This is a genomic window from Gilliamella sp. Bif1-4 (genome assembly GCF_001690535.1).
GTDB classification, from domain to species: domain Bacteria; phylum Pseudomonadota; class Gammaproteobacteria; order Enterobacterales; family Orbaceae; genus Gilliamella; species Gilliamella bombi.
The window spans coordinates 1-331 of the sequence record NZ_LZHC01000091.1; the positions used below are offsets into that span (position 1 = coordinate 1).

1 protein-coding gene is annotated in these 331 nt (G+C 49.2%); it reads left to right on the plus strand.

Going from position 1 to position 331, the window contains the following annotated elements:
• A partial coding sequence (locus tag A9G25_RS12050) for a 4Fe-4S dicluster domain-containing protein (RefSeq protein ID WP_176700506.1) occupies positions 1-331 on the plus strand: 331 nt, incomplete at both ends.

Consider the following 331-nt stretch of genomic DNA (forward strand, 5'->3'; position numbering starts at 1 on the left):
CGCAAAAGTGGTGCCGCCTGAAGCGATGGAAAACGCCCCTGCCAGCCTGCATTCGCTGGATGTGAAATCGCGTGATATGCGCGGGCAGAAATATGTCTTGCAGGTGGCACCGGAAGATTGCACCGGTTGTAACCTGTGCGTCGAAGTTTGCCCGGCGAAAGACCGTCAGAATCCAGAGATTAAAGCCATCAATATGATGTCTCGCCTGGAACATGTCGAAGAAGAGAAAATCAATTACGATTTCTTCCTCAACCTGCCAGAAATCGACCGTAGCAAACTGGAACGTATTGATATTCGTACATCGCAGCTGATTACACCGCTGTTTGAATAT